At 67.9% G+C, this 24,833-nt stretch carries 16 protein-coding genes; 9 read left to right on the forward strand and 7 right to left on the reverse strand.

What is annotated here, in order from left to right:
- Positions 1 to 176: 176 nt before the first annotated feature.
- The gene (locus tag MRBLWH3_RS00355) at positions 177 to 608 is read right to left on the reverse strand and encodes a nucleoside deaminase (RefSeq protein WP_363435175.1); all 432 of its coding nucleotides are present in this window, start codon (positions 606 to 608) and stop codon (positions 177 to 179) included.
- Positions 609 to 706: 98 nt separating this feature from the next.
- Between MRBLWH3_RS00355 and upp the strand changes: the two genes are divergently transcribed.
- A complete protein-coding gene (gene upp / locus MRBLWH3_RS00360; RefSeq protein ID WP_363427593.1) occupies positions 707 to 1,339 on the forward strand; it encodes a uracil phosphoribosyltransferase in 633 nt (210 codons plus the stop codon).
- A gap of 426 nt (positions 1,340 to 1,765) precedes the next feature.
- A complete protein-coding gene (locus tag MRBLWH3_RS00365) occupies positions 1,766 to 6,091 on the forward strand; it encodes a DNRLRE domain-containing protein (RefSeq protein WP_363427595.1) in 4,326 nt (1,441 codons plus the stop codon).
- On the opposite strand, the gene MRBLWH3_RS00370 is transcribed toward MRBLWH3_RS00365, so the two are convergent.
- On the reverse strand, positions 6,088 to 7,128 hold the full coding sequence (locus MRBLWH3_RS00370) for a LacI family DNA-binding transcriptional regulator (RefSeq protein ID WP_363427597.1): 1,041 nt from the start codon (positions 7,126 to 7,128) through the stop codon (positions 6,088 to 6,090). The two genes, MRBLWH3_RS00365 and MRBLWH3_RS00370, sit on opposite strands and share 4 nt — an antisense overlap.
- A 74-nt stretch (positions 7,129 to 7,202) precedes the next feature.
- Complete coding sequence (locus MRBLWH3_RS00375; RefSeq protein ID WP_363427599.1) at positions 7,203 to 7,820, reverse strand: hypothetical protein; 618 nt, start codon at positions 7,818 to 7,820, stop codon at positions 7,203 to 7,205.
- 108 nt (positions 7,821 to 7,928) lie between these two features.
- On the opposite strand from MRBLWH3_RS00375, the gene MRBLWH3_RS00380 reads away from it, so the two are divergent.
- From MRBLWH3_RS00380 to MRBLWH3_RS00405, 6 genes are all read left to right on the forward strand, one after another.
- The gene (locus MRBLWH3_RS00380; RefSeq protein WP_363427601.1) at positions 7,929 to 9,215 is read left to right on the forward strand and encodes an extracellular solute-binding protein; all 1,287 of its coding nucleotides are present in this window, start codon (positions 7,929 to 7,931) and stop codon (positions 9,213 to 9,215) included.
- A gap of 73 nt (positions 9,216 to 9,288) precedes the next feature.
- Positions 9,289 to 10,254, forward strand: coding sequence for a carbohydrate ABC transporter permease (locus MRBLWH3_RS00385; RefSeq protein ID WP_363427603.1), 966 nt, complete (start codon positions 9,289 to 9,291; stop codon positions 10,252 to 10,254).
- The gene (locus tag MRBLWH3_RS00390) at positions 10,244 to 11,149 is read left to right on the forward strand and encodes a carbohydrate ABC transporter permease (RefSeq protein ID WP_363427605.1); all 906 of its coding nucleotides are present in this window, start codon (positions 10,244 to 10,246) and stop codon (positions 11,147 to 11,149) included. Before MRBLWH3_RS00385 ends, MRBLWH3_RS00390 begins: the two co-directional genes overlap by 11 nt.
- A gap of 67 nt (positions 11,150 to 11,216) precedes the next feature.
- Positions 11,217 to 12,362 carry a hydroxyacid dehydrogenase gene (locus MRBLWH3_RS00395; protein ID WP_363427607.1) on the forward strand — a complete coding sequence of 382 codons (1,146 nt, stop codon included), beginning with the start codon at positions 11,217 to 11,219 and terminating at the stop codon, positions 12,360 to 12,362.
- Positions 12,359 to 13,345 carry an ROK family protein gene (locus tag MRBLWH3_RS00400; protein ID WP_363427609.1) on the forward strand — a complete coding sequence of 329 codons (987 nt, stop codon included), beginning with the start codon at positions 12,359 to 12,361 and terminating at the stop codon, positions 13,343 to 13,345. The genes MRBLWH3_RS00395 and MRBLWH3_RS00400 overlap by 4 nt, the downstream gene beginning before the upstream one ends.
- Positions 13,342 to 15,417 carry a glycoside hydrolase family 36 protein gene (locus MRBLWH3_RS00405; RefSeq protein ID WP_363427611.1) on the forward strand — a complete coding sequence of 692 codons (2,076 nt, stop codon included), beginning with the start codon at positions 13,342 to 13,344 and terminating at the stop codon, positions 15,415 to 15,417. Before MRBLWH3_RS00400 ends, MRBLWH3_RS00405 begins: the two co-directional genes overlap by 4 nt.
- A gap of 232 nt (positions 15,418 to 15,649) precedes the next feature.
- Here the strand turns inward: MRBLWH3_RS00405 and MRBLWH3_RS00410 are convergent, their stop codons facing one another.
- From MRBLWH3_RS00410 to MRBLWH3_RS00425, 4 genes are all read right to left on the reverse strand, one after another.
- Entirely contained in the window at positions 15,650 to 17,683 is a 2,034-nt protein-coding gene (locus MRBLWH3_RS00410) for an alginate lyase family protein (RefSeq protein ID WP_363427612.1), read from the reverse strand.
- A gap of 168 nt (positions 17,684 to 17,851) precedes the next feature.
- Entirely contained in the window at positions 17,852 to 18,061 is a 210-nt protein-coding gene (locus MRBLWH3_RS00415) for a hypothetical protein (protein ID WP_363427614.1), read from the reverse strand.
- A gap of 259 nt (positions 18,062 to 18,320) precedes the next feature.
- A complete protein-coding gene (locus tag MRBLWH3_RS00420) occupies positions 18,321 to 18,641 on the reverse strand; it encodes a DUF3467 domain-containing protein (protein ID WP_363427616.1) in 321 nt (106 codons plus the stop codon).
- A 103-nt stretch (positions 18,642 to 18,744) separates the two neighbouring features.
- Positions 18,745 to 22,374 carry a TM0106 family RecB-like putative nuclease gene (locus tag MRBLWH3_RS00425; RefSeq protein ID WP_363427618.1) on the reverse strand — a complete coding sequence of 1,210 codons (3,630 nt, stop codon included), beginning with the start codon at positions 22,372 to 22,374 and terminating at the stop codon, positions 18,745 to 18,747.
- Positions 22,375 to 22,730: 356 nt separating this feature from the next.
- Between MRBLWH3_RS00425 and MRBLWH3_RS00430 the strand changes: the two genes are divergently transcribed.
- The gene (locus MRBLWH3_RS00430; protein WP_363427620.1) at positions 22,731 to 24,809 is read left to right on the forward strand and encodes an NAD(+) synthase; all 2,079 of its coding nucleotides are present in this window, start codon (positions 22,731 to 22,733) and stop codon (positions 24,807 to 24,809) included.
- Positions 24,810 to 24,833 lie beyond the last annotated feature (24 nt).

A 24,833-nucleotide genomic window follows, 5' to 3' on the forward strand; every position in this document is an offset into this window, starting at 1 on the left:
GCGCCCTCCGGCGCGCGGTGCTGGGATGCTCGTGTCGGCGTCCTGCGGGCGATGGAGGGTGGCGCCCGCCGTGCGCGGTCGCCGGTGCGACCTCAGGGCGCTCGGGAGCCGGTGCTCTTCCACTTCTCAGTCTCGTCGGCGCCGTACCAGTGTCCTGCGCCGCGGAATCGATCAGCTCAACGGCGGGCGTCGAAGAACGCGCGCAGGAGCGCGGATGCCGCGTCCTCGCGCACGCCCGCGACGACCTCGGCCCGATAGGGCAGGCGTCGATCGCGCACGACGTCGTATACCGACCCCACGGCGCCGGCCTTCTCGTCCCACGCGCCGAAGACGAGCCGCGAGACGCGCGCCTGGAGCACGGCGCCCGCGCACATCACGCACGGCTCGAGGGTCACGACGAGGGTGCAGCCCTCGAGGTTCCAGCCGCCGCGGGCGGCTGCCGCCGCGCGCAGCGCCACCACCTCGGCGTGCGCAGTCGGATCGTGCTCGACCTCGCGGAGGTTGCGGCCCTCGCCGATCACCGCGCCCGCAGCATCCGTCACCACAGCCCCGACGGGGACGTCACCCGCCTCGCCCGCGGCCGCGGCGAGCACGAGCGCGCGATCCATGGCGGCGAGGTCGGCGGAGGCGGGAAGCACAGCACGAGCGTAGCCGCCCGGGCGGACGTCACCCCGGTTCGGGCGAGCCGACGCACTACCCTGTCTCTATGCGCCTGCACGTCGCCGATCACCCCCTCATCACCCACAAGCTCACGGTGCTGCGCGACCAGCGCACCCCGTCGCCGGTGTTCCGTCAGCTCACCGAGGAGCTCGTGACGCTGCTCGCCTACGAGGCGACCCGCAACGTCCGCGTGGCGCCCATCGAGATCCAGACGCCTGTGACGTCGACGACCGGTGTCCGCATCGACGACCCGCGCCCACTCGTCGTGCCGATCCTCCGTGCCGGTCTCGGCATGCTCGAGGGCATGGTCAAGCTGATCCCGACCGCCGAGGTCGGCTTCCTCGGGATGGTGCGCGACCACGAGACGCTCGAACCGTCGACGTACGCCGAGCGCCTGCCCGACGACCTCAGCGACCGCCAGTGCTTCGTGCTCGACCCCATGCTCGCAACCGGTGGATCGCTGGGTGCGGCCATCGACTTCCTGTTCGACCGCGGCGCGCAGGACGTCACCGCGATCTGCATCCTCGGCGCCCCCGAGGGCGTCGCGGCGATCGAGAAGCAGGTCGCCGGCCGCGACGTGACGCTCGTGCTGGGCGCGCTCGACGAGCGTCTCAACGAGCACGGTTACATCGTGCCCGGGCTCGGCGACGCCGGCGACCGGCTGTACGGCACGGTCTGAGCCGCGCACACGTTGACGCCATCGTCGGGCTCACGGGCGGGTCATACGACGCAGCGAATCCGCCGCCGACGTCGAGGGGGTGACTCACGCTGACGCGCCGCTCGAGGATGCCCGTGAGCTCCTCGCCGGTGGCGACGTCGAACCCGGAGCCCGCCTCGCGCGCGAGAGGGCCGCGGGGTCGGAGGCCGAGCCATTCAATCGCTGCAACGCGGTTCCGAATCGATGGTTTCCTCCGCCGTCCTGCCTCTGCCGGATGCGGGACCGTCGACTCCACACAGATCGGCGACTTGCGGAAATGACGGAAAACGGTTGCCATCCGTCCGTGGGCTTCGTATTCTTCTCGCGCAACCCTTCGACGATCGGCGGTGCAACACGCTGCAGGGGCCACTGTCGGCTCAGTCTGAGGGCAAACGCAAAGGAGCGCTCGTGTCCCACCTCGTCAGTCCCCAGTTGCCCCGCACCGCAATGACCGGTGCGGCCGGCGTCGCCCATCTCGCGGGGAGACTCATCGCCGCAGCGGCGATCGTGCTCCTGCTGGCCGCGGGGATGGTCCTCGGGTCGTCAGCGCCGAGCCAGGCAGAGCCGGTCAGCGGGGTCGTCACCGATGACGCGTCGGTGCGGGAGTCGAACCCGACGACGAACTATGGCGACACCGAGACGCTGATCGTGCGCAACGACGTCGAGAGTTACATCCGACTCGACGTGACGAAGATCTCCGGCACCGACCTGGCGTCGGTGCAGTTGAAACTGCAGAAGACGAACAGCGCCAACAAGATCGTCATCTCCCAAGCCAGCGAATACCTCACCGATGGCGGCGTCGAGACCACCACAAGGTGGAACGAGACCAACCTGACGTGGGCGACGAAGCCGCTCGACCTGGCAGGAACGCAATCGCTCACGGTCGACGCGGCCTCGGGAACGGTGGGGCTCGCCGTCACCATCACCTCCCTCGTGACCGAGGCGAAAGCTCGCGGAGCCGACGCGCTCACCCTGCGTCTGACGACCACGGGAACCGTCGGCACGGACATCTACTCGACCGGGGCCGCAGATGCGACACTCCGCCCGGTCGTCGATGCCGTCTACGGCATCGCCGAGCACATGATCAAGGACAACGCCTGGGTTCGGACCACCGCCCCCAGCACCAACTACGGCACCGCCACGAATCTCGTCGTCGGCAAAGGCGGCCACGCCTACATCCGGCTGGACATCTCCCAGATCGACCCGGCAACCCTGAGTTCCGTGGTGCTCAACATCACCAAATACAACAACGCCGCCACGATCCTCGCCACTCGGGCGAGCGAGTTCTCGAGCAATGCCGGTGCCACCACCACGACTCGCTGGACCGAGACGAGCGTCACGTACAACACGCGACCGCTCGACGCGCCGAACTCCCCCGTCGTGACCAAGACTGTCCCCACCGGTACCACCGGTGTCGCGCTCGATGTGACGCCGCTCGTCCAGGCGGCCAAAGGCGACGGCGCCAACGCCCTGACTGTGCACCTCACCACGGACAAGGTCGATGACCTCCTGATCGCGGGCACCGACATATACTCCACGCGCGCGACCAACCCCATATACACACCGTGGGTAGCGGTGACCGGCACCAACGACGAGATCCCGGTCGACTACCCCATCGCGCAGCGCTTCCGCGACTATGCCGCCAATGCCCATGCGGCGCAGGACGTGGTGCACATCGCCGACGCGGACGGCCGGTACCTGCACGTGGAAGACGAAACCGGACGGATAACCGTCACCGAGGATGAAGCGGCGGCGACACCGTTCGCGATCTACGGATACGACTACACCGCCTCGGAGTACGACGGCACCGGCGGCGGACAGCAGACCACCTACGCGATCAAGAGTCTGTCCAACGGCAAGTTCCTGACTATCCAGAACTACAGCGGCGACGAGGGCCGGCCCTACTACACCAAGTCCGACGGGAACTATCTGGTCTCCGCCACCGCTGATGCCGTGAAGTGGAACGAGCGCTTCTCCATCGCGTCCTACCCGGAATCGGGCAGGTACACAATCAGCAGTCACCTGGACGCGCTGCGCGACGGTGCCGAGGCGCCCACCGTCCCGGTGAACGCGACGACCGCCGGAACGCTGGTGCAACCCGGCGACCGCGGAACCCACTACTTCACCTTCGAATCCCTGGACGCGCCGAACCTCCTCGAGGTGCAGCAACGCGTCACCGGAACGACCGTCCAGCTGAGCTGGGTCCCCGTCAACGATGACACTGACGCGGCGCACTACAGCGTGAACGGCGCGACGGTGTCTCACGTCGACGGCGTCATGACCGCGACCGTGAGAGATCAGACCGCCGGGACGCACGAGATCACCGTCAGCTACACCGGTGGCGGGGAGGCGGTGGAGGACACTGTCGTGGCTCGCGTCTTCGATCACCCAGGCGTATCCCTCACGACCCAGCAGCTCGACGCGATGCGCGAGCACGTGGTCGCGAAGGCCGAGCCCTGGTATTCGGACTATCTGCGGATGAAGAACACCGTCCCCAACTCCATCGCGTCGCTGGACTTCGATGTGGTCGCGCACGCCGGCGTCGGTCGCGGCTCACCGGAAGGCTCGGGCAACATCCGCGACTATGAGTGGGCAAGCGCCGCCGCATACTTCCACGCTCTGCAGTGGGTGATCACCGGCGACGGGCGCCACGCCGACAAGGCCGTGGAGATCCTCAACGCCTGGTCGGGTACCCTCACCCAGATCGATGGGCGCGACCAGATCCTGGGTGCGGGCCTGGGCACCCTGAAGCTCATCAACGCCGCCGAGATCGTGCGGTACTACGACGGCGGATACCCCGGCTACAGCGACGCCGACTTCGCAGCCTTCCAGTCGCTGGTGCTCAACGTGGTGTATCCGGTTATCCAGGATGCTGGCGCCCCGATGAACGCGAACGGCAACTGGGACGCCGCGGCGATGGTCACCCTCGAGGCGATCGGCGTCGTCACCGACAACGCCACCATCTACGACGAGGCGGTCGCGATGTACAAGAGCCCGTTCATCAACGGCTCGGTCGAGAACTACGTCACCGACTGGGGCCAGACGACGGAGTCGGCGCGCGACCAGGCGCACGCCATGCTCGGGCTGGGTCTGCTCGGCGACTTCAGCGCCATCGCGTACAACCAGGGGCTGAACCTCTGGAAACTCGACGACAACAAGCTCGCCCGCGCATACAACTGGGTCGCCGAGTACAACCTGTTCCGCGGTGAAGGAACGCTGCGGGCGGAGCCGGTCCCCAACGTGTTCGGTCGCACGGACGCCAACGCGTACTGGGACGAGATGGATGAGCAGGCCATCCTCCGCGGTCAGCTGCGGCCGATCTTCGAAACCGCGCTGGCCTACTACTCCACCGTCGACGGTGTGGACGTGACCTGGATGAAGCGCGCCGCCGAGGCCATGCGCCCGCAAGGCTTCGTTCACTTCGACAATCTCAACTTCGGCACGCTGACCTCCTACAACGGGGGACCGACCGAGGCCACGGCGCCCTACTTCCAGCTGCGCACCATGCTTACCCCGTGGTACCAGCGCACCTGGAGCGAGGTGACGAAGTGGGGCTCTGTTCCGCAGAGTTCGCGAGCGTTGACGGACGGCGGTGTGCTCCCCGCGGACTACGTCACCGAGACGCTTGACTCGTACTTCGCCGTACAGCCGGATGGAACGGTCGCGGTCGACACCCAGCAGGCGGACGCCCCGTTCTTCCGGCTGGTGACCAATGATGATGAGACCTACTCCATTCAGGAGGTGGCCACTGGCCGGTTCCTCGGAGTGACGCCCACCCTCGTGAACGGTGAGAACGTGATCACGGCATCGGCGCTTGTCGTAGGCGAGCGCGAGAAGTTCGTGCTGCGCAGCACCGGGCTCGGACGGTCCTACCTGGTTCAGGACCGGCGGTTGGTGAAGGTCGCGGTTGACGGGTCGGGAGACGCGCCGCGTGAAGCCACTCTCTCGCTGCGGCTGGGCACCAAGACGGAGACGATCAGCACCGATACCACGCCTGAGAACGCGCTGCTGTTCTCATACAACACCCGCGGAGAGGTCGATCAGGCGAGCGTCGAAGCTCACGACTCGACCCTGGTGGCCGGCGATTCCTGGAGCCCCGCCGACAACATCGACAGCGCGGTCGACTATGAGGGCAACCCGGTCGAGGATCTCGCCAGCGTCCAGATCACGGGTACCGTCGACCCGGCCACGGCCGGGCGGTACGCGGTCACCTATCACTCCGGAACCGCAGCGAAGACCGTCACGGTGACGGTTGTCGCCGCCACAGCCCCGACGGTGGCCGTGAACTCCGGCGGCGGCACCATCAGCCGCACGGTGCCGGTGAAGGTCTCCGGATCTGCCGCGCCGGGCAACAGCGGCTGGAGCGCAGCCGGCCCGGTCGTTCGTGTCGAGCTGCGGAACGGGTCCGGCGCGGTGGTGGCATCGCAGAACGCGCCGGTGGCGGACGGCAAGTGGGGGACGACCTTCAACCTCTCCTCCACGCCGGGCGGCGCCTATGTCATTGCGGCGGTGGCCTCCTCGCGGAGCGGAGGCGACGCGACGGCGACCACGGCCTTGAAGCTGAAGGCGCCAGGACCCGCCACCGCAGCCGCCGGGGCGTCCTCACTGTCCAGCGACAACTGGGATGGCGACGGCCGCCACCTCGTCACCATGAACATGTGGTGGGGGCAGAACGCCTGGAGCGTCGACTGGTACGAGAACGGCGTCCCGGTCAGCGCGCAGGTGAACTCTTAGGCGGACGCCACAGCGAACGAGGGCGTGCTCTCCCGCACCACAACATGGCCGCGCACCATGATCGATCGCGGGTCCTTCTGCCGGGGCAGCATCGCCATGCCGAGGGCGTGCTCGGCCACTTCGTCCCACGGCAGGTGCACGGTGGTGAGGGAAGGGGTGACGTCACGAAGCGCGACCATGTCGTCGAACCCTGCCACCGCGACCTTGCCCAGCTGGTTCGCGTCCCGAAGGAACGTCATCGCCCCCAACGCCATGGAATCGTTCGCGGCGAAGATCGCATCGACGGCGATTCCCCGGCGCAGCAACTCCCCCGTCATCGCGTACGCTCCGTCGCGGGTGAACCCGCCGGTGAGCAGGCGATCGGGGGTGAGCTCGAGGCCCGATTCCTTCAGGCCGGCGATGAACCCCTGCACGCGGTCGCGCTGGGTCATGGCATGCACCTGACCAGAGATCACGGCGAACTGGGCATACCCGAGCCCTCGCAACGCCACGGCCATGTCGTGCCCGCCACCGAAGTTGTCATAGCTGACGGTGTCGAACGGCAGGCCGGGCTGCGACATCACGACAGCCCGGCCGCCTTCGGACTCGAAACGCTCCAGTGCATCGATAAGCGCCGGGTTCGCGGGATCCCTGGCCTGCCGACCGCCGGCCAGCAGGAGGATCTCCGAGCGCAGTCCTCGCACCTGCTGGATCTGCGCCACCAGCGAATCGATATCCTCGCCCGCTGGGGTGATCGTCACCGGGAGATTGCGCCGGCTGGTTGCGGCCAGAACACCCGCCACGATCGGATTGGCGTAGTCGTCGGGAACCGCCCCCACGATCAGGGAGACGCCGCGCGTTCTCCCCTGAGCGACAGCGCGGGCGGCGATGTTGGGCGCGTAGCCGAGGGATCGTGCCGCGGCGAGCACCTTCTGGCGGTTCTCCTCCCGCACTTCACGATCCGTTCCGTGAAGTGCCCGGCTCGCGGTCGCCGCGGACACCCCCGCCAACCGTGCGACGTCGGTGAGTCGTGGAGCGCGTTCCGCATCACGTGCCATCGGGGCCTCCTAGCTGCCAGTCCACCCGTGTCTTGGAAACTGTAACGGAAAGCGTTTCCACCCGTCCATCGCATTCACCGTGTCGGAGATTCGCTGTCGCTCCGCCCCCACGCCCGGTAGGCGATCTCGGTGAGAGCCGCGCCGAGAGCGACGAGCCCCACTGCCGGGAACTGCACACTGAGGACCACGGCGGCCGCCGCGGCCATAAGGGCGAGGATGCTCCGACCCGGGGCCAAGGCCACGATTCGAGCGGCCTGCCGCACAACCTGACCAGCCCGCTCCACGCGACGTCCGCTGGTCGGCGCCGCCAGCCCGAGCAAGGACACGACGGTACCGACGACCAGGGTCACGGCCACCATGATCAGGCCGGCAGGGGCTGGAATCGTCAGCCAAAAGGCGAGGGCTATCCACGTCCCCACCCCCAGAATGGTCATCAGCGGGCCGAACATCCACAGTCGCCGGAAATAGCGCCCGGTGTCGGCGAACAACGCCCGCACCGACACCGGCGGATCGTCTGGCGTCATTCGCTTGCGCGCGTCGAGTGCGGCCGCGGATCCCGGAGCTGCGGTAAGCAGGCCGAGCCAGAGGATCAAGAGGCAGATGGAAAGGGTCAGGAGATTCCCCGCGAAGTTCAACACCCCGAACAGGGTGTACCTGGGCCGCGGGGTCGGCGCGGGCAGGTCCGGACTCATCGCCCCAGTCTGACAGCACTCCGCGGCAAGGTCGTTGACTTTGGGATGCGCTTTCCCTACTCTGGAAATCGCATTCCACTGTTTCCACGCAGTCACAAGGAGGTTCTCGTGGAGAATCGCAAGCACAGCCGGCTTCTCGGCTTCGCCATCGCCGGCGTTGCCGCCCTCGCCCTCACCGCCTGCTCGGGCGGCGGCGGCACCACACCGGGAGCCAGTGAAGACCCAGAAGACGTGTCGGGAACGCTCCGCGTCCTCGTGCCGAGCTTCCCTGCCAGCAACGAAGGAACGGACGCGTTCGAGGCGATCGTGGATGTCTTCCACGAGACGTACCCGAACGTCGAGGTCGAACCCGACTTCGCCACGTTCGCCAACCTGAACGAGAAGATCTCGACGTCGATCGCCGGCGGCCAGCCGTACGACGTCCTCGTCACCGGTGTCGGCTGGATCCCCCCGTTCGCCTCGCAGAAGGCCTTCCTCGACCTCGAGCAGTTCGGTGTCACGCCGGACTCGATCGCCCAGGACGCGAACCCCGCGATCGTGCCGGCAGTCGAGTACGACGACGCTGTCTACGCCTACCCGCTGGTGCTCGGCCCGAAGCCGCTCGCACTCAGCCGGTCGGCCTTCGAAGCGGCGGGGCTCGACCCCGACTCGCCGCCCACCACCCTCGAAGAGCTGGCTGACGCCGCCGAGAAGCTGACCGTCCGCGACGCCAGCGGCAAAGTCACCCGGGCCGGATTCGACTTCTGGGCTGGACCCGGCGAGTACCGCCAGGACTTCGTCGCGCTCCTCGGCGCCCTCGGCAACGACCTCTACGACGGCGGCGAACCCGACTTCGACAACGCGCAGGGCGAAGAGGCGCTGGACTGGATCGGCGAGATGATCAACGACCGCAAGGTGATCGACTTCGGCCAGAAGTCAGCTTCCGGTGCACCCCTGCTGTACACGAAGGAAGCCGGAATGGGCTTCGTCGGTGGGTACATCGACTGCGCCGCTGTCACCCAGGAAGTCTGCGACGACCTCGTCTTCTTCAACCTTGACGACGAGCGCGAAGCAATGTTCGCAGGGGGCCAGCTCGCGTCGATCGGCTCCACGACGAAGCTTCCCGACGCTGCGTGGAGCTTCATCGAGGCGCTGTCGACCCCCGAGGCAGAAGCCAGCATCGCCAAGCTGAACTTCGCCGTTCCCGCCGCCGCCGACGCCGGCCACAGCGAGATCGTGGCAAGCAACCCGGCGAGCACGTTCGCGTACGAGAACCTCGACACCGTCGTCTTCGAGGGTGGCGCCGAGAACTGGCTCGACCTGCGCAACGTGTTCAACACGGAGCTGGACAAGGCCATCCTCGGCCAGGAGTCCTCCGCGGACGTGCTGGCCAACCTGGCCGCGCAGTCGAAGTGACAACAGGTCGGCGCTCGGGGCGAATCACCCGACCTCGCCCCGGGCGCCGACCACGCACCGAAAGGCTCCAACGATGACGTCGAGCATTGAACAGAACGAAGCCGTCGCGCTGAGCGCCCCGACGCTCATCGAGGAGGAGCCGCGACGCCGTCACCCACGGGCGAGCGGGATGATCCGGTCCCAGCGCCGCGCGGGGTGGATCATGCTCGCCCCCGCCTTCCTCAACATCACCGTCTTCCTCGGCATCCCGCTGGTCGCCGCTGTGGTGCTGAGCTTCACCGACTACGGCCTCTTCGCACCGCCCACCTTCATCGGTTTCCAGAACTACGTCGACCTGATCCAGGACCCCGACTTCCAGATCGCCGTCGTCAACACCATCGTCTACACGCTGCTGGTCGTGCCGCTCGGAATGGCGCTCGCGCTCGTCGTCGCACTGGCGCTGAACATGGGAATCAGGGCCAGGTCGCTGTACCGGGTGCTCTTCTACATCCCCGTCGTGACCGCCACCGTCTCCGTCGCGACCGTCTGGCTGTGGATCCTCAACCCGAACGTCGGTCTGGCCAACGAGATCCTGGGCCTGTTCGGACTGCCGCCCTCGAAGTGGCTCACCTCGCCCGACACCGCGCTGCCGTCGCTGGCCATGATCGGCATCTGGCAGGGCCTCGGAACCAAGATGGTGATCTACCTCGCGGCGCTCCAGGGCGTCGACCCCGCCCTCGTGGAGGCGGCCCGCCTCGATGGTGCCAACAGATGGCAGACGTTCTGGAACGTCACCTGGCCGGCACTGGGACCGTCGCACTTCTTCGTGCTCGTCACCTCCATCATCGCCTCGTTCCAGGTGTTCGACCTGGTCTACGTCACGACGAAGGGCGGCCCCGCGAACTCGACACGCGTCCTGGTCTACGACATCTACGAGAACGCGTTCTCCGGGCTCCACTTCGGGCTGGCGTCCGCAGAGTCGGTGTTCATGTTCATCCTGATCGGCATCTTCATCCTCGCCGGCCTGCGACTTCAGAAGGGCAACTCCAGTGGTCACTGAAGTCATCCGCTACCCCAGCAGCCGCCGCCGTTCCGTTGGCTCCCATGTCGGTCGGGCGCTCCTCTATATCGCACTGACCATCGGTGCGGTCGCGATGGTCGTCCCCTTCGTGTGGATGATCCTCACCTCCTTGAAGTCGCCGGCCGAGGTCACCACGTTCAGCTGGTTCCCCGCAGAGCTGCACTGGGAGAACTATGCCGCGGCGATGAGCGCTGCACCATTCATCGACTACTTCCGCAACAGCCTCGTCCTCACCATCGGGCAGACGCTGCTGACTCTCGTCTTCGCGACAGCCGCCGGCTACGCGCTCGCGCAGCTACCGATCCGGGGACGCGGGGTGCTGCTCGGCTACGTCGTCGTGCTGCTGATGGTGCCGTTCCAGGTGGTCATCGTCCCGCTCTTCCTCGTCGTCAAGCAGATCCCGCTCTTCGGTGGCAACGACATCTTCGGGCAGGGAGGAAACGGATGGCTCGACAGCTGGTGGGGTCTCATCGTCCCCCTCGCGATGGGACCGCTCTACATCTTCCTCGCCCGTCAGTTCTTCATCACGCTGCCGCCCGAACTCGGCGAGGCAGCCCGAATCGACGGAGTGAACGAATTCGGCATCTTTGCCCGCATCATGGTGCCGCTGGTGCGGCCGGCTCTCGTGACGATCGCCGTCTTTCAGATTGAGGCGGCGTGGAACAGCTTCATCTGGCCGCTGGTGTCGACACGTTCGCAGGACCTCCGTCCGCTGCAGCTGGGCTTGGCGATCTTCGCCCAGGACCCGCTCAACATCCAGTGGTCCTACCTGATGGCGGGTGCCACCTTGGCCACACTGCCGATGATCCTGCTGTTCATTCTCGCCCAGCGCTACTTCGTGCAGGGACTGGCGAACTCCGGGCTCAAGGGATGACCACCCGACCCCGTCACACCGGGCCGCGCTCACGTCGGCGGAACCGCCAGCAGGGACAAGACGCATCATGACCACGCCTCATCACGTGGGCACGCCGGCGGCCCTGGACGTCGTCGGCGGTCCCGTCGCCACGGAGGGACGCGGGCCGGCAACGGCATCCCCCGGCCGTCGGCGTGTCAAAGCGGCCTTCGGAATGGCCCCGGAGCTTGCTCCATTCGTGTTCGGACCGGACGAGCGCGGCCGGTTGTCCGCACTGCTCGAGATCGACGTCGACGACCCCACAGGCGTCCACGGTGACGATGCTGAAGTCAGCGACGTGGAGCTGCTCATCACCGGATGGGGAGCCCCCATCCTCGACGAGCCGGCGCTGAACAGGTTCCCCAGGCTGCAGGCCGTCGTGCACTGGGGCGGAGGAATCGACTTCCTCAACCCGGTGGCCGCGAGCCGCGGAATCCAGGTTTCCTCGGGTCGGTGGGCCAACGCCATCCCGGTCGCCGAGTACACCGTGGCGATGATCACCTTGGCCGCGAAGGGCGCATTCTGGGCTTCCGAGCTCTACCGACGCGAGCAGCGGTTCATCGATCGCGAGGGCGAGTTCCCACACACAGGTCTCGCCGGAACGAATATCGGCATCATCGGGGCGTCGACCATCGGCACCCTGGTGATCAAGAAGCTCCGGGACTATGACGTGCGCGTGCTGGTCTACGACCCGTTCCTCGCCGCGCAACAGGCTGAGCATCTCGGCGCCGAACTCGTCAGCGACCTGCATGAGCTCGCTCGCCGCAGCCGGATCCTGTCGATCCACGCGCCCGACATCCCCCAGACGCGGAGCATGGTGTCTCGCGAAGTCCTGGCTTCGTTGCCCCACCAGGCGACGCTCATCAACACCGCGCGAGGCGCCCTCGTCGACCAGGATGCCCTCGTGGACGAGCTGTCCACCGGCCGGCTCAACGCGGTGCTGGACGTCACCGAGCCGGATGTGCTCCCCAGCGGGCACCCTCTCTACACCCTGCCGAACGTGTTTCTCACGCCGCACCTGGCCGGATCCATGGGCAACGAGCTCCGACGACTCGGCGCATCGGCTGTCGACGAGGTCGAACGATTCGTAGCGGGAAAGCCTTTCGCGCATGCCATCCCATCGCATGCCTTTCTTCCGCTGGCTGCTCCCGCATCCGAGGAGCCGCCGAGGGCCCCGACCGGAGCGAACCCGTGAACGTCGTGCTCGCCGTTGATCTTGGCGGCACCAAGATCGAGGCGGCCCTCCTCCGTGGAAGCACGGTGCTGCCGAACACACGCGCGCGGCAGGCCACCGGGAGAGACACCACCGCCCAGTCGCTCACAGACGCTGTGCAGCGCGTCGTGCAGCACGCGCTGGACCACGTCCCGGTTCAGGTCCCCGTCGTCGGGGTCGGGATCGCTTCCGCCGGCCCCATCGACTGCGCGTCCGGCCGCATCATGCCGGTCAACATGCCCCATCTCGCCGCCGGGTATCCGCTCCTGGACGTGGTGAAGGAAGCCGCGGACCTCGGCGATGTCCCCGTCCGGTTGGGACACGACGGCGGCTGCATCGCTCTGGCCGAAAGCTGGCTCGGAGCGACCAAGTCGGCCCGGACCTCTCTCACCCTCGTGGTCTCCACCGGCGTCGGTGGCGGGATCATCGACCACGACGCTCCCCTCCTCGGCGCCACCGGAAACGCCGGGCATCTCGGACAGATGCGCGTGGGTGACTCCGGCCTCACCCTGGAGGAGCTCGCGTCTGGCCCCGCCAGCGTCGCCTGGGCGCGCACCCTCGGGTGGGGCGGCGTGACCGGTGAACAGCTCGCCGCCGACGCCGCGTCCGGCGACGCTACCGCGCGCGCCGCGATCGTACGATCGGCAACCACCGTCGGACATGCCCTCGCAAGCGTGGCTGCCCTCATCGATATCGATGCCGTCGCCGTCGGCGGCGGGTTCTCACGTTCCGCACCCGATTACGTTGACCTGCTTGCGCGGGCCTACCGGGAGTCCGCCCCGTTCCCGCACCTGAGAGACATTCCCATCGAACGATCCGCCCTCGGGACGGATGGACCCCTGCAAGGAGGCGCGGCTCTCGCGCTCAGAGCGCACCGAAACAGCGGAATGTCGACGGCCGGGCAGACAACCCCGCGGGAGCAGTGCACGGTTCTCAGCTCGGCCGGAATCGAGACACGGCGATGACCACGACTGGCACGGGTGCGGCGCTCCTCAGCGGCACAATCGACCTCCGCTGGTCCGACGATCAACCTGCCGCGCTGCTGCTGCCGCCGGCGGCCTTCGCCGGATGTGACTCCGTGCCCCTGGTGGAAGTGTTCACGGCCGCCGAGCAGCGAGCTCGCACCAGCCAGGCGTACGCACGCTCGGCCGTCGGCGCGCGCCTCCGCGTGACCGGCGTCGAGTCAGGGCGGGGCGACGGCGCCGAATGGGTCGAAGTACGCCAGCAGGACTCTCGGACAGGTCTTCAGACCCGAACCCGAATCACACGCCCGGCCGGCGTCTGCGCCGTCCGGTTGGACACATCAGTTCGGAACGCGGGAACGACACCGGTGACCCTGACCGCCGTCACCTCCCTCACCCTGGGGCTCGGGGTGAGCGAGGACGACGCAGACCACCTCCGACTCGGCGTTGCGGCGAGCGAATGGCTCGCCGAGAACCGCTGGCGAGAATTCCCCCTTCGCGAGGTCGCTCCCCGACTGTCGCTCGGCATCCACGCCCAAGACGGCCGTGGCCATTTCGCGCTGACCAGCCACGGCACGTGGTCCACCGGCGAGTACCTCCCGGTCGGCGTGCTCACCCACACGGCTGACGGCCACGCGCTGGCCTGGCAGATCGAGACCAGCGCCGGATGGCATATGGACCTCAGCCAGGGGCTGCAAGGCGCCACCCTCTCACTGCTCGGCCCGACAGACCTCGAGCACCAGTTCGCCCACCAGCTTGGCCCCGGGCAGGAGTTCACCGCCGTCCCCGTCGCGATCGCCGTATCGCAGAAGGGCTCCGACGCAGCCATCGGCGAGCTCACGTCCTATCGGCGGTGGCTGCGGTCATCGCCGGCCGACGAAGAACTCCCCGTCGTCTACAACGACTTCATGAACACGCTGATGGGGCAGCCCTCCACCGACAAGCTGATGCCGCTCATCGAAGCTGCCAGTCGTGACGGCGCAGAGGTCTTCTGCATCGACGCCGGGTGGTTCGCCGATCCCGCGCTCGGCGACTGGTGGGACAGCGTTGGCGAATGGCGCGAAGCCACGACCCGATTCACCGACGGCTTCAAAGCGGTGACCGACGACATCCTCCGCCGCGGCATGCGGGTGGGACTGTGGTTGGAGCCGGAGGTCGTCGGCGTGACCAGCCCGGTCGCCACCGCTCTGCCTGACGAAGCCTTCTTCCACCGGCTCGGCCAGAAGGTGAGAGAGCACGACCGGTACCACCTCGACTTCCGCCACCCCGCCGTCGCCGCTTACATCACCGCCGTCGTCGACAGGGTCATCCGTGACTACGGCGTGAGCTACCTGAAGCTCGACTACAACATCAATCCCGGAGTCGGCACGGACGTCGCAGCGACCTCCGCCGGGGACGGGCTCTTGGGACACACCCGCGCGCACCGGGACTGGCTCATCCGACTTCAGCAGAAGCACCCCGGCCTGCAGATCGAGAACTGCAGCTCCGGCGGCATGCGCGCCGACTACGCCCTGCTGTCAGCCACCCACCTGCAATCGACCAGCGACCAGCAGGACTTTCTGCTGTACCCGCCCATTGCCGCGTCCGCGCCGATGTCCGTCCTTCCCGAGCAATGCGGCAACTGGGCCTACCCGTCGATCGAGATGAGCGACGAGGAAACCGCCTTCACCCTCGTCAGCGGCCTCAGCGGCCGGCTCTACCTGTCCGGGTTCCTCGACCGTCTCCGTCCAGCGCAGCGTGAACTCATCGGCGACGCCGTCGAGCTGCACAAGACCCTCCGCCGCAGCCTTCCCGTCGCAACGCCCTTCTGGCCGATCGGATTGCCGCAGTGGGACGACGACATCGTGTGCCTAGGTCTGCATGTGGTCGGCGGTGACCTCTTGTTCGTCTGGTCACGTGGCAATGGCCGCGAGACACTCCTCCCCGGTGTGACGCACCCTGTTCAGCAACTCTTCCCCCGACGACTCCCCGTATGGGCCTCGGAACCAACGTCCGATGGGACCCGGATCCACACGCCAGAAGGGCCCTGTGCCCGTGTGCTATGGGTCGCGCATGAGTTCGGCGGAGCTTGCTGAGGAGCTTCCTCCCGATCGAGATCCAGCTCGTCCCGCGCGCATGATGCCGGGGTGAGCGAAGCCTGCCTCGCCTACTGGCGCGCCCGCCCCGCGGCCGATATCGGGATCGATGATGATGGACTGCCCATCGCGTGTGTGCAGCGTTCGGAATGCGCGTTCCATGCCCGAGGCGTTGGGACCGGGTCGGCGGGCAGGGCCCCTCGACACCCGCCGAGACGAGGGGCCCCACCCGTCAGATCACCAGGCGGCACTCCCGGATCTGGGTGTTGCCGTTGGTGTCGACATAGACCTGGTGCCTGCCAACGGAGTATGTACCCGCGGCGTTGTTGTCGATGGTGAAGGTGGCGGTGCGGTCCTTGCTTATGCCATCGGTCCGCGTCTCGGTGACGGTGATTGTGAGCTCGTTCTGATTGCCGCTTCCCTTCGTCACGAATGCTGCCGCGCTCACGTCCTTTACCGGCGCCGGATCCTGGAAGAGCATCGAGTCGATGTAGCGGGCGCCTGACGACCGCCATTTCGTCTCCACGAACTGCTGGATCGTCGAAGTGTCGACATCCTCGTGTACTTCGTTCGCGTAGTGATTGAGCAGGATCTCGAAGGTCGCTGCGTTGGAATCTCCCCTGTTGCGGTCAGAGATGAAGGTCTGTGACTCAACGCTTCCTTCGGCGTTGCTGCCGTTGTAACGCGCGAAGTAGTTGGCTCCGGTAAGGAGTCGACGGTCATATGAGCCGAACAGATCGAGGCCCTGATTCCACGCGATCTCGTTGGTATATCCGAACCCGCGCAACCCCATGATGGCGTGCGTCTGATCGCGATTGGACTCCTGACTTTCACCCGTGGGGTATGTGTAATTGGGAAGCGCGCCCATCGACAGCGTGTCAGGGACGACGTCGCCGCGGAGATATTGCTCGATCGCGCGATTGAAAATGTCGCGATCATCGAGATACGTGCCGATCGCCATATTCGCGGAGCCGATCAGCGAGTCCCAGTTACCGTTGGCCTGCGGGTAATAGTCCCCGATGATCCGGTACCAGACGTTGCGGACCATCGAGTCGAACTGCTTCATGTCAGCGTCCGACCACTTGTCTGCCTCGGGCACCGACGTGTCGTTGTTGTAGACGTGCTTGAGGATCTCGGCTGCGTTCAGATAGCCGGGCGCTGCCATCCCGAGGATCAGCTTGGAGTCGTTGTTGACCACGTCCTGGAGCGTGTAGGACCACCCGTTCAGTACCTCGATGGCCTTTTTGGCGTTGGCGATGTCGCCATCGAAGAACCAGCGGAGCGCGTTGTAGTGCGCGACAGTCGAGTCGCCCTCGAACTGGCTGGCTCCGATGCTTGGGTTGTTGTACGGACCGCGCTCGACGATGGGGAAGTACCCGCCGGGCCGCGCGTAGGTGCTGGAGGACTGGTTGGCGGCAAGGAGCGCGGCGTATCCCTTCGCCCAGACCGAGTCGGGCTGGTGGCGGTACTCCTTCATCTTCTCGAGGTCGTCCATCGTGTAGAAGATTCCGGGGTGCTCGAAGGAGGTCGTCTTGCGGGGCATCTCGGATGCGGGAGTGAACTCGTCGTCAATCGCCCTGACTTCGAAGTAGTCCAGGTTCGGGCCGTCGTAAACCCCCTGCCCGGGTGGGGCCTGGATCGAGAGGAGGAGCGTGTTCTCCCCCGCGTCGAGTTTCACGTTCATGTAGTTGTTGTTCCATGCGGTGTTCTGCCCGACCGTAGCGGCGGTCTGCAGCACTCCCGGCGACGCGGAGTCGTTGTACCCGGACACACTGAAGATCATCCATCCGGCCCAGCCGTCGTTGCTGGTGAAGGAGGAGCTATTGATGTTCACGCGCATGTTCCGCTCATCACGGACGTTGCGGCTGCCGTTCCACTTGGTGGCCGGGTTGTTGTATACGAAATGAAGTTCGTAGTTGCCGGCCTTGGGAGCATGTATCGTCCACTTGGCGCCATCCTGACCCGCCGGGATGGTATTCCGCCACGCCGTAGACGTTGCGTAGTCGGCTACCGGATCACTGAAGTCGAGGAAGCCCGATCCGGAATAGCCGGTCAGTGGTGAGGAGAGGTCTGCCGGCTGATCTCCGATGGTGGAGCTGAGATGAACGTTGCCGATTGCGGAATAGCCTTCCTCCGCTTCGTACCTGGCGATGAACGGGGACTCGTCGGCGTTGGCAGACGCGGCTGTGGCGGCCTGCGGGAGGAGGGAGGCAGCGAGTGCACCGATAACGAGCATCGCGCCCCGCCGGAGTGTTCTTTGAGTCACGTATCTTCCTTCGTCGAAGCGAGTCGGTCATCAACGACCAACCCGTGCCCAGCAACTCCGAGGCCGGTCCCGCAGCAGCGATGTCGCAGCGTCTCGACGCGGCGACTTCGAGATGCGTTCCGTTTCGGAATGCGTTTTCCGTTAACGTATGCATGGCCTGAGCGACTGTCAAGCGCTCCATCTCGCCGCTGGCTCAGACGTCCGGTGGAGGAGTCGGCCGTCGGGGCGTCGCCACGTGGTCGACACCGGCGCCCGCTCGATGGAGATGGTCACCGCGAGCACGGCGGAGAAGCCCGCCGACCTCGCCGAGGAGCGCGCGACGGCGACGAGCGGTGCGGCGTCGGTCCACAGCGTGGCGAGAAGGCCTCCGGTCACCATCGCGGCCGTTTCCGGCGATCTCTGCGGCCAGGGAGAGGACGATCCCTCCTCCGTGTGTCAGAGGAGGAAAGCACCAGGGCGGGTACCGCCGACGCGACGGCGCGGCATCCGCCCCTCGCCGAACGGATACCGCGCCTCTGCGCCTTTGAGGGGCGCCTTGCAAGGGTACGCGGCGAGAATTTCTCGCCCAAAGGGGTTGACTTTGCCCACCCCCGCCGTTTAGTCGTGCACGGCTCAGGGGTCGTACGCGAGGACCGCGTCAGTCGCCGAGTGGAGGCTCCTGGGGGTTGCGACGGCCCGTCTCGCGCTCCCAGAACTCGAGCTGCTGGGTCAGTGCCTTGGCGAGTTCGAATACTTGGTCCGGCGGGATGCGGATGCGGCTCACGACGCGGGCCGGTACGACCGTGTGGCGTTGACCGGTCTCGGCGTCGACCTGCTCGCGGGGCGGCTGCGCGAGGGTGAGGAAGTCCATCACGAACACGGTCGGCGTGTGCCACACGTTGGCGAAGTCGGCATAATTGCCGCCGATGAGCTCGGGCGGGAGGTCGATCTCGAACTGCTGCGATGTGTCGTCGGCCATGCGGGCTCCTGTTCGGCAGGCGTCTCGTCCCTGACCGGTGCGAGACGCTCGGGGGCTGTCGTGTGCGACGAATTCGACTGTGAGCGCGAGTCTACGCGGGGCCTCAGCCGCGGCCGACGAGCCGCGCGAATCCGCTCAATCGCGCCACGCCTTCCGGGGTGTACGGCAGGTCGTCGAGAAGGCCGGGCGAGTAGACCACGAACGCCGTGTGCATCGCGCGCGAGATCGCGACGTTGAGGCGGTTGCGCAGCAGCAGGAACTCGAGGCCGCGCGGCGCGTCGCGCCCGCTGGAGGCCGCCAGCGAGACGATGGCGACGGCCGCCTCCTTGCCCTGGAACTTGTCGACCGTGCCGACGGGCACGTCGGGGAACCCCGCCGCGGCGAGGGCGGCCTCGACGGCGACCTGCTGCGCGTTGTACGGCGTGACGACGATGAGATCCTGCTGCGCGAGCGGCCGCGGCGGCAACGCGACCGATGATCCGTCGGTGTCGTCGGTGGCGGCATCCGTCCACTCACGACCGATGAGGTCGGTGACCAGACGCGCGACCTCCGCGGCCTCCTCGAGGGACTGCGTGGCGTTGCCGTGGTGGCGGAGCGGGATCGGGACGAGGCCCGCGGCCACGCCGTCGATGCGGCGGAGCGCCGTCGAGGGGTGGGCCTCGAGCTGACCGCGGTACGACAGCGTCGACACGGGCGCCGCGACCTCGGGTCGCATGCGCCGGGTCTCGGCGAGGAAGTAGCCGTACTCGTGCGGGATGACGTCGGCGCCGTCCATGACCCAGCCGAGCGCGGACGTGTCGACGGGCGCGGGGTGCGTTCCCTGGCTGACCTGCGGCAGCTGCTGCGGGTCGCCGAGCAGCAGCAGTCGCGGCGCGGCGAGCGACACGGCGATCGTCGAGGCGAGCGAGAACTGGCCCGCCTCGTCGACGACGAGGAGATCGAGGCTGCCGCGCGGGACGCGGCCCTCGTGACTGAAGTCCCACGCGGTGCCGCCGATGACGTAGCCGGATGCCTCGTGCTCGGCCGTGAACGCCGCCACGCCGTTCTTCGGCAGCACGGTGAACGAGTGGTCGGCCGCCGTGTCCTTCGGGGCCTTGGCCACCTGCGACGCCGGCACGCCTGCGGCGATGACGCGGTCGAGGAGGTGCTCGATCGTCGTGTGTCCCTGGGCGACGACGCCCACCTTGTACCCGTGGTCGCGCACCAGCCGCGCGATCACGTGGGATCCGACGTAGGTCTTGCCGGTGCCGGGAGGACCCTGTACGGCAAGGTAGCTGCGGTCGAGGTCGCGCACGGCACGCGAGATCGCCTCGACGGCGTCCTCCCCCACGGCGGGCAGCGAGCCCGACAGAGTACGTGGCGGCCGACGGCGCAGGATGTCGGTGGCCGGGTCGGCCGGAAGGTCTGGCGCGGCAGCGATGACGGCGTCCGCCCAGGCGTCGATCGCCTTCTGCTGGTTGCCTGCTGCGGGCGGCGCCTGCGGCGTGAGCGCGAGGGGCAGCTCGCTCCACGTCACGCCGTCCACGGCGGTCTCTTCGATCACGGCGCCGTCGTCGAGGACCTCGAGCACCGTGACGGCGCGGTGAGCGTGGATCCAGCGTGGCGAGGCCGCGAAGGGGAACGGCGCCGGCAGCTCGTAGAGCGCGAACGGATTCGTGCCCTCGCTGATGCGGGTGCCGGGGGCAAGATCGCCCCGCAGCTCGACGATGCGCCGCTCGCCCCCCTTGCCGCTCTCCAGGAAGTGCCAGTCCTCGCGCACGCGGCTGCGCGCGGGGTCGATCGCGACGACGTCGCGCGTCTCGTCCCACAGCGAGACGGGCTCGCGCAGCCGCAGGAAATGCGTCGCCCAGAACGACTTTGCCTCGCGGGGGTAGTAGTCGATCGCGGCCGCGCCGAGCCGCAGGGAGCGGACCTCGACGGAGTCCTCGGGGTGATCGAGCGCGAGCGCGTCGAGCAGCGTCGCGCGCGGCGACGGCTCGTACGCGCGCTCGTCGGGCTCGGGGTTCGGCGAGGGGACGAGCGCCGCTTCGCGTGCGCGGTCGACGAGCCAGTCGCGCAGGCGCCGTGTCGACACGCAGTCGTATCGGTTGTAATCGGCGAGGTCGTCGAGCACGAGGGAAGCCTCGGCCTCGGCGCCGTCGGCCTGGAGCGCACGCGCCTCGACATAGCGCACGATCGAGTCGTCGCCCTTCTGCACGTCGCTCGTGCGCACCTCGTCGCCCATGTAGAGCGGCTCGAGCTTCTTGATCGAGTACGAGCGGGAGCCGACGCGCAGCGCCCGGCGCACGATCGGGTACAGGTCGACGAACACGCCGTCGCGCAAGAGGCGATCGACATCGGCCTCCCGCACGCCGTGGCGCGCGGCCATGGCGAGGAGGTGCGTCGGCTCGTAGGGGGCGTAGTGGTAGATGTGCATGCCGGGGAACTGCTGCCGCCGCAGGTTCACGATGTCGAGGAACGCCTCGAGCGCGCGCTTCTCCTCGGCGAACGAGTGCGCCCACAGGGCGGTGTACCGCTCTCGGGCGTCGACCCAGCCGAAGAGGTAGTCGATGCCCCACTGGGTCGGCTCACCCGGAACCGGCGGCTCGGTGTACAGCGGGTCGCCCTCGAAGTCGAAGAACAGGTCGCCGTGATCGGGCCGCGGGAGCGCGCCGAGTGCCTTGGGCGCGACGACCTCGAACACCGGGATCGGCGGTGCCGGCGCCGACGCGGGCGCTTCGAGCACCGCGGCCACCGTCGCCTGGGCGAGGGACGCGCCGTCCGTGGCGATCACGCTCTCGGCCACCACGATCTCGTGCGGCGGGCGCTTCGGCGCGATGAGCGGCGGCGTGCCCGCCGGGCTTTCGAGCTGCAGACGCGCCTGTGTTCGCAACGATGCGAACACATCGGGGTTCATACCCGCCGGCCCGCTCGGTGCCCCCGCGAGCTGTTCGATCGTCTCGACGCCGGCGGCGCGCAGCCGCTCGCGCTGCACCGGGCGCATGCCCGCCACGAGGAGCAGGTCACGGGATGCCACGACCTCGGCGTCGCATGTCGCGCAGCGCCCGCACGCCACGACGCCGAGCTCGCCGCGCGGATCACCCCACGCGATCGGCGCGCCCGCGGCACCGAGGTCGAGGCGGCGGTCGGCGATGAGGTCCGCCAGCCGCTCACGGCGCAGTCCGAACACGGGCAGCAGGTCGTCCACCTCGTGCTCGCTGACGCTGCCGTCGCCGAGCAGCAGCTGCACGCGGTCCGAACGCGCAACCCCGAGGCGGTCGAGCTGGTCGACGTATGCCGCCAGCTGCATGAGCGCGGTCACCCGTGCGTGCCGCGCGAGCTTGGTGTCCTGCACGAGCCAGCGGCCGGCTTCGTCGCGCACGAGGAAGTCCGCGAAACCGACGAACGAGGCGGTCGAGAACGCGGCCTGGTAGACGACCTCGGCGTCCGACGCGAGGGCCGCATTCGTCCGTTCGACCGCATACGCGAGGGCCGCAGCATCCGACGAGCGCGTCTCGGGGATCTCGACCATCCGATCGCCGAAGCGCTCGATGTAGTCCGCGAGCACCCGGCGCTCGTGCGCCGTGCCCAGGCGCCCGGCGCGCTCGAGGGTGAGGTCTTCGGGATCCTCGACCGCGGCCACACGCCTGAGCCGCGCATCGATCGCGCGCAGCCATGCGAACTCGCACTCAGCCGCGGTCTTCAGATCGCTCGCGCTCCAGACGATCCGTCCTTCGTCCTCGATGTATCGCATACCCCGCCCTTCTCGAACGACGATAGCCGCGGCATCCGACACCTCCCCCCTCCGTTCGCCGCCCGCCCGCCCGCGCACGTCATTCCCGGCGAGTCGCCAGAATTCACAAACGCGCACGTCATTCCCGGCGAGTCGCCAGAATTCGCGAACGCGCACGTCATTCCCGGCGAGTCGCCAGAATTCGCAAACGCGCACGTCATTCCCGGCGAGTCGCCAATACCGACCGGTGCCCGACGCGGCGGTCCGCCTCGAGGCGTTCTGGCGAGTCGCCAGATTGCGGGCAAGCGCGCCCTGCGTTCTGGCGAGTCGCCAGAACGCACCGATCGGCGAGGCAGGGCACCTGACAGACTGAACCCATGAGCCTGTCCTTCGACAGCGCGTACCGGCACGGGTTCGCCCGTGTCGCCGCGTGCACGATCCCGGTGGAGATCGCCGACCCCGCGGCCAACGCCGAGGCGGTGCTCGAGGCCGCGCGCGTATGCGACGCCGACGCGGTGGCGGTCGCGGTCTTCCCGGAGCTGTGCCTGACCGGCTACGCGATCGACGACCTCGTCATGCAGGACCCGGTGCTCGATGCCGTCGTCGCCGCGATCGAGGGACTGGTCGAAGCATCCGTCGATCTCCTTCCGGTGCTCGTCGTCGGCGCGCCGCTGCGCCACCGCAACCGCCTCTACAACTGCGCGGTCGTGATCCACCGCGGCGAGCTGCTGGGCGTCGCGCCGAAGGCGTACCTGCCGACGTACCGCGAGTTCTACGAGCGGCGCTGGTACGCACCCGGCGACGACCAGGCGGGGCAGGACATCCGCGTCGGCGAGCTCGAGGCGCCTTTCGGCCCCGACCTGCTGTTCGAGGCGCTCGACATCCCGGGGCTTGTCGTGCATGCCGAGGTCTGCGAAGACGTGTGGGTGCCGATCCCGCCGTCGTCGCGCGCCGCGCTCGCCGGAGCGACCGTGCTGCTCAACCTCAGCGGCAGCCCCATCACGATCGCGCGCGCCGAGGACCGCAAGGACCTCTGCCAGTCGCAGTCACTGCGCTGCCTCGCCGCGTACGCCTACGCGGCCGCCGGCAGCGGCGAGTCCACGAACGACGTCTCGTGGGACGGCCAGACCATGATCTACGAGGGCGGCAACCTGCTCGTCGAGACCGAGCGCTTCCCCGACGGGCCGCGCCGCTCGATCGCCGACGTCGATCTCGACCGCCTCCGCCAAGACCGGCTGCGCCAGGGCACCTTCGACGACAACCGCAGGACGACGGGAGCGGATGCCTCGTTCCGCACCGTGCACTTCCGGCTCGACCCGCCGAGCGCCGACGTGGGCCTGCGGCGCTCGCTCGACCGGTTCCCGTTCGTGCCCGACGACCCCGCCCGCCTCGCACTGGACTGCTACGAGGCTTTCAACATCCAGGTGTCAGGGCTCGTCCAGCGCATGCGCGCGATCGGCGGCCCGAAGCCGGTGATCGGCGTGAGCGGCGGTCTCGACTCGACCCACGCGCTGCTCGTGGTCGCGCGCGCGATGGACCTGATGGGGCGCCCGCGCAGCGACATCCTCGCGTACACCATGCCCGGCTTCGCGACGAGCGAGCACACCAAGTCCAACGCGATCGCCCTCGCCGAATCGGTCGGCGCCTCGATCGAGACGATCGACATCCGGCCGCTCGCGATCGAGATGCTCGAGCGCCTCGGCCACCCGTTCGCCGACGGCGAGCCCGTCCACGACATCACGTTCGAGAACGTGCAGGCGGGCCTGCGCACCGACTACCTCTTCCGGCTGGCCAACCACCACGGCGGAATGGTGATCGGCACCTCCGACCTGTCGGAGCTCGCCCTCGGCTGGGCGACGTACGGCGTGGGCGACCACATGAGCCACTACGCCGTGAACGCGGGCGTGCCGAAGACCCTCATCCAGCACGTGATCCGCTGGGTGATCTCGCATCGTGGCGATGAGGGGGGATCCACCGATCTGAGCGACGAGGCGCGCGCGGTGCTGCAGTCGGTGCTCGACACCGAGATCTCGCCCGAACTCGTGCCGATGGGCCAGGACGGCAAGATGCAGTCGACCGAGGACCGCATCGGCCCCTACGCGCTGCACGACTTCGCGCTTTACCACATCCTCCGGTTCGGGTTCCGGCCGTCCAAGATCGCCTACCTCGCGGCGCACGCGTGGCGCGATGCCGAGGCCGGCGCATGGCCTCCGGGCTTCCCCGAGGAGGACCGCTACGCCTACGACCTGCCGACGGTCGCGAAGTGGCTGCAGGTGTTCCTGAGGCGCTACTTCGCATTCGCCCAGTTCAAGCGCTCCGCGATCCCCAACGGCCCGAAGGTGTCGCCCGCAGGTTCGCTGTCGCCCCGCGGCGACTGGCGCGCACCGTCCGACGGCAACGCCCGTGTGTGGCTCGCGGAGTTGAGGGCCGCCCTCCCCGATCTCGTGAAGGACTGAAGAAACGGATGCCGCGGCCCGCGG

The sequence above is a fragment of the Microbacterium sp. LWH3-1.2 genome, assembly GCF_040675855.1.
Classification (GTDB): Bacteria; Actinomycetota; Actinomycetes; order Actinomycetales; family Microbacteriaceae; genus Microbacterium.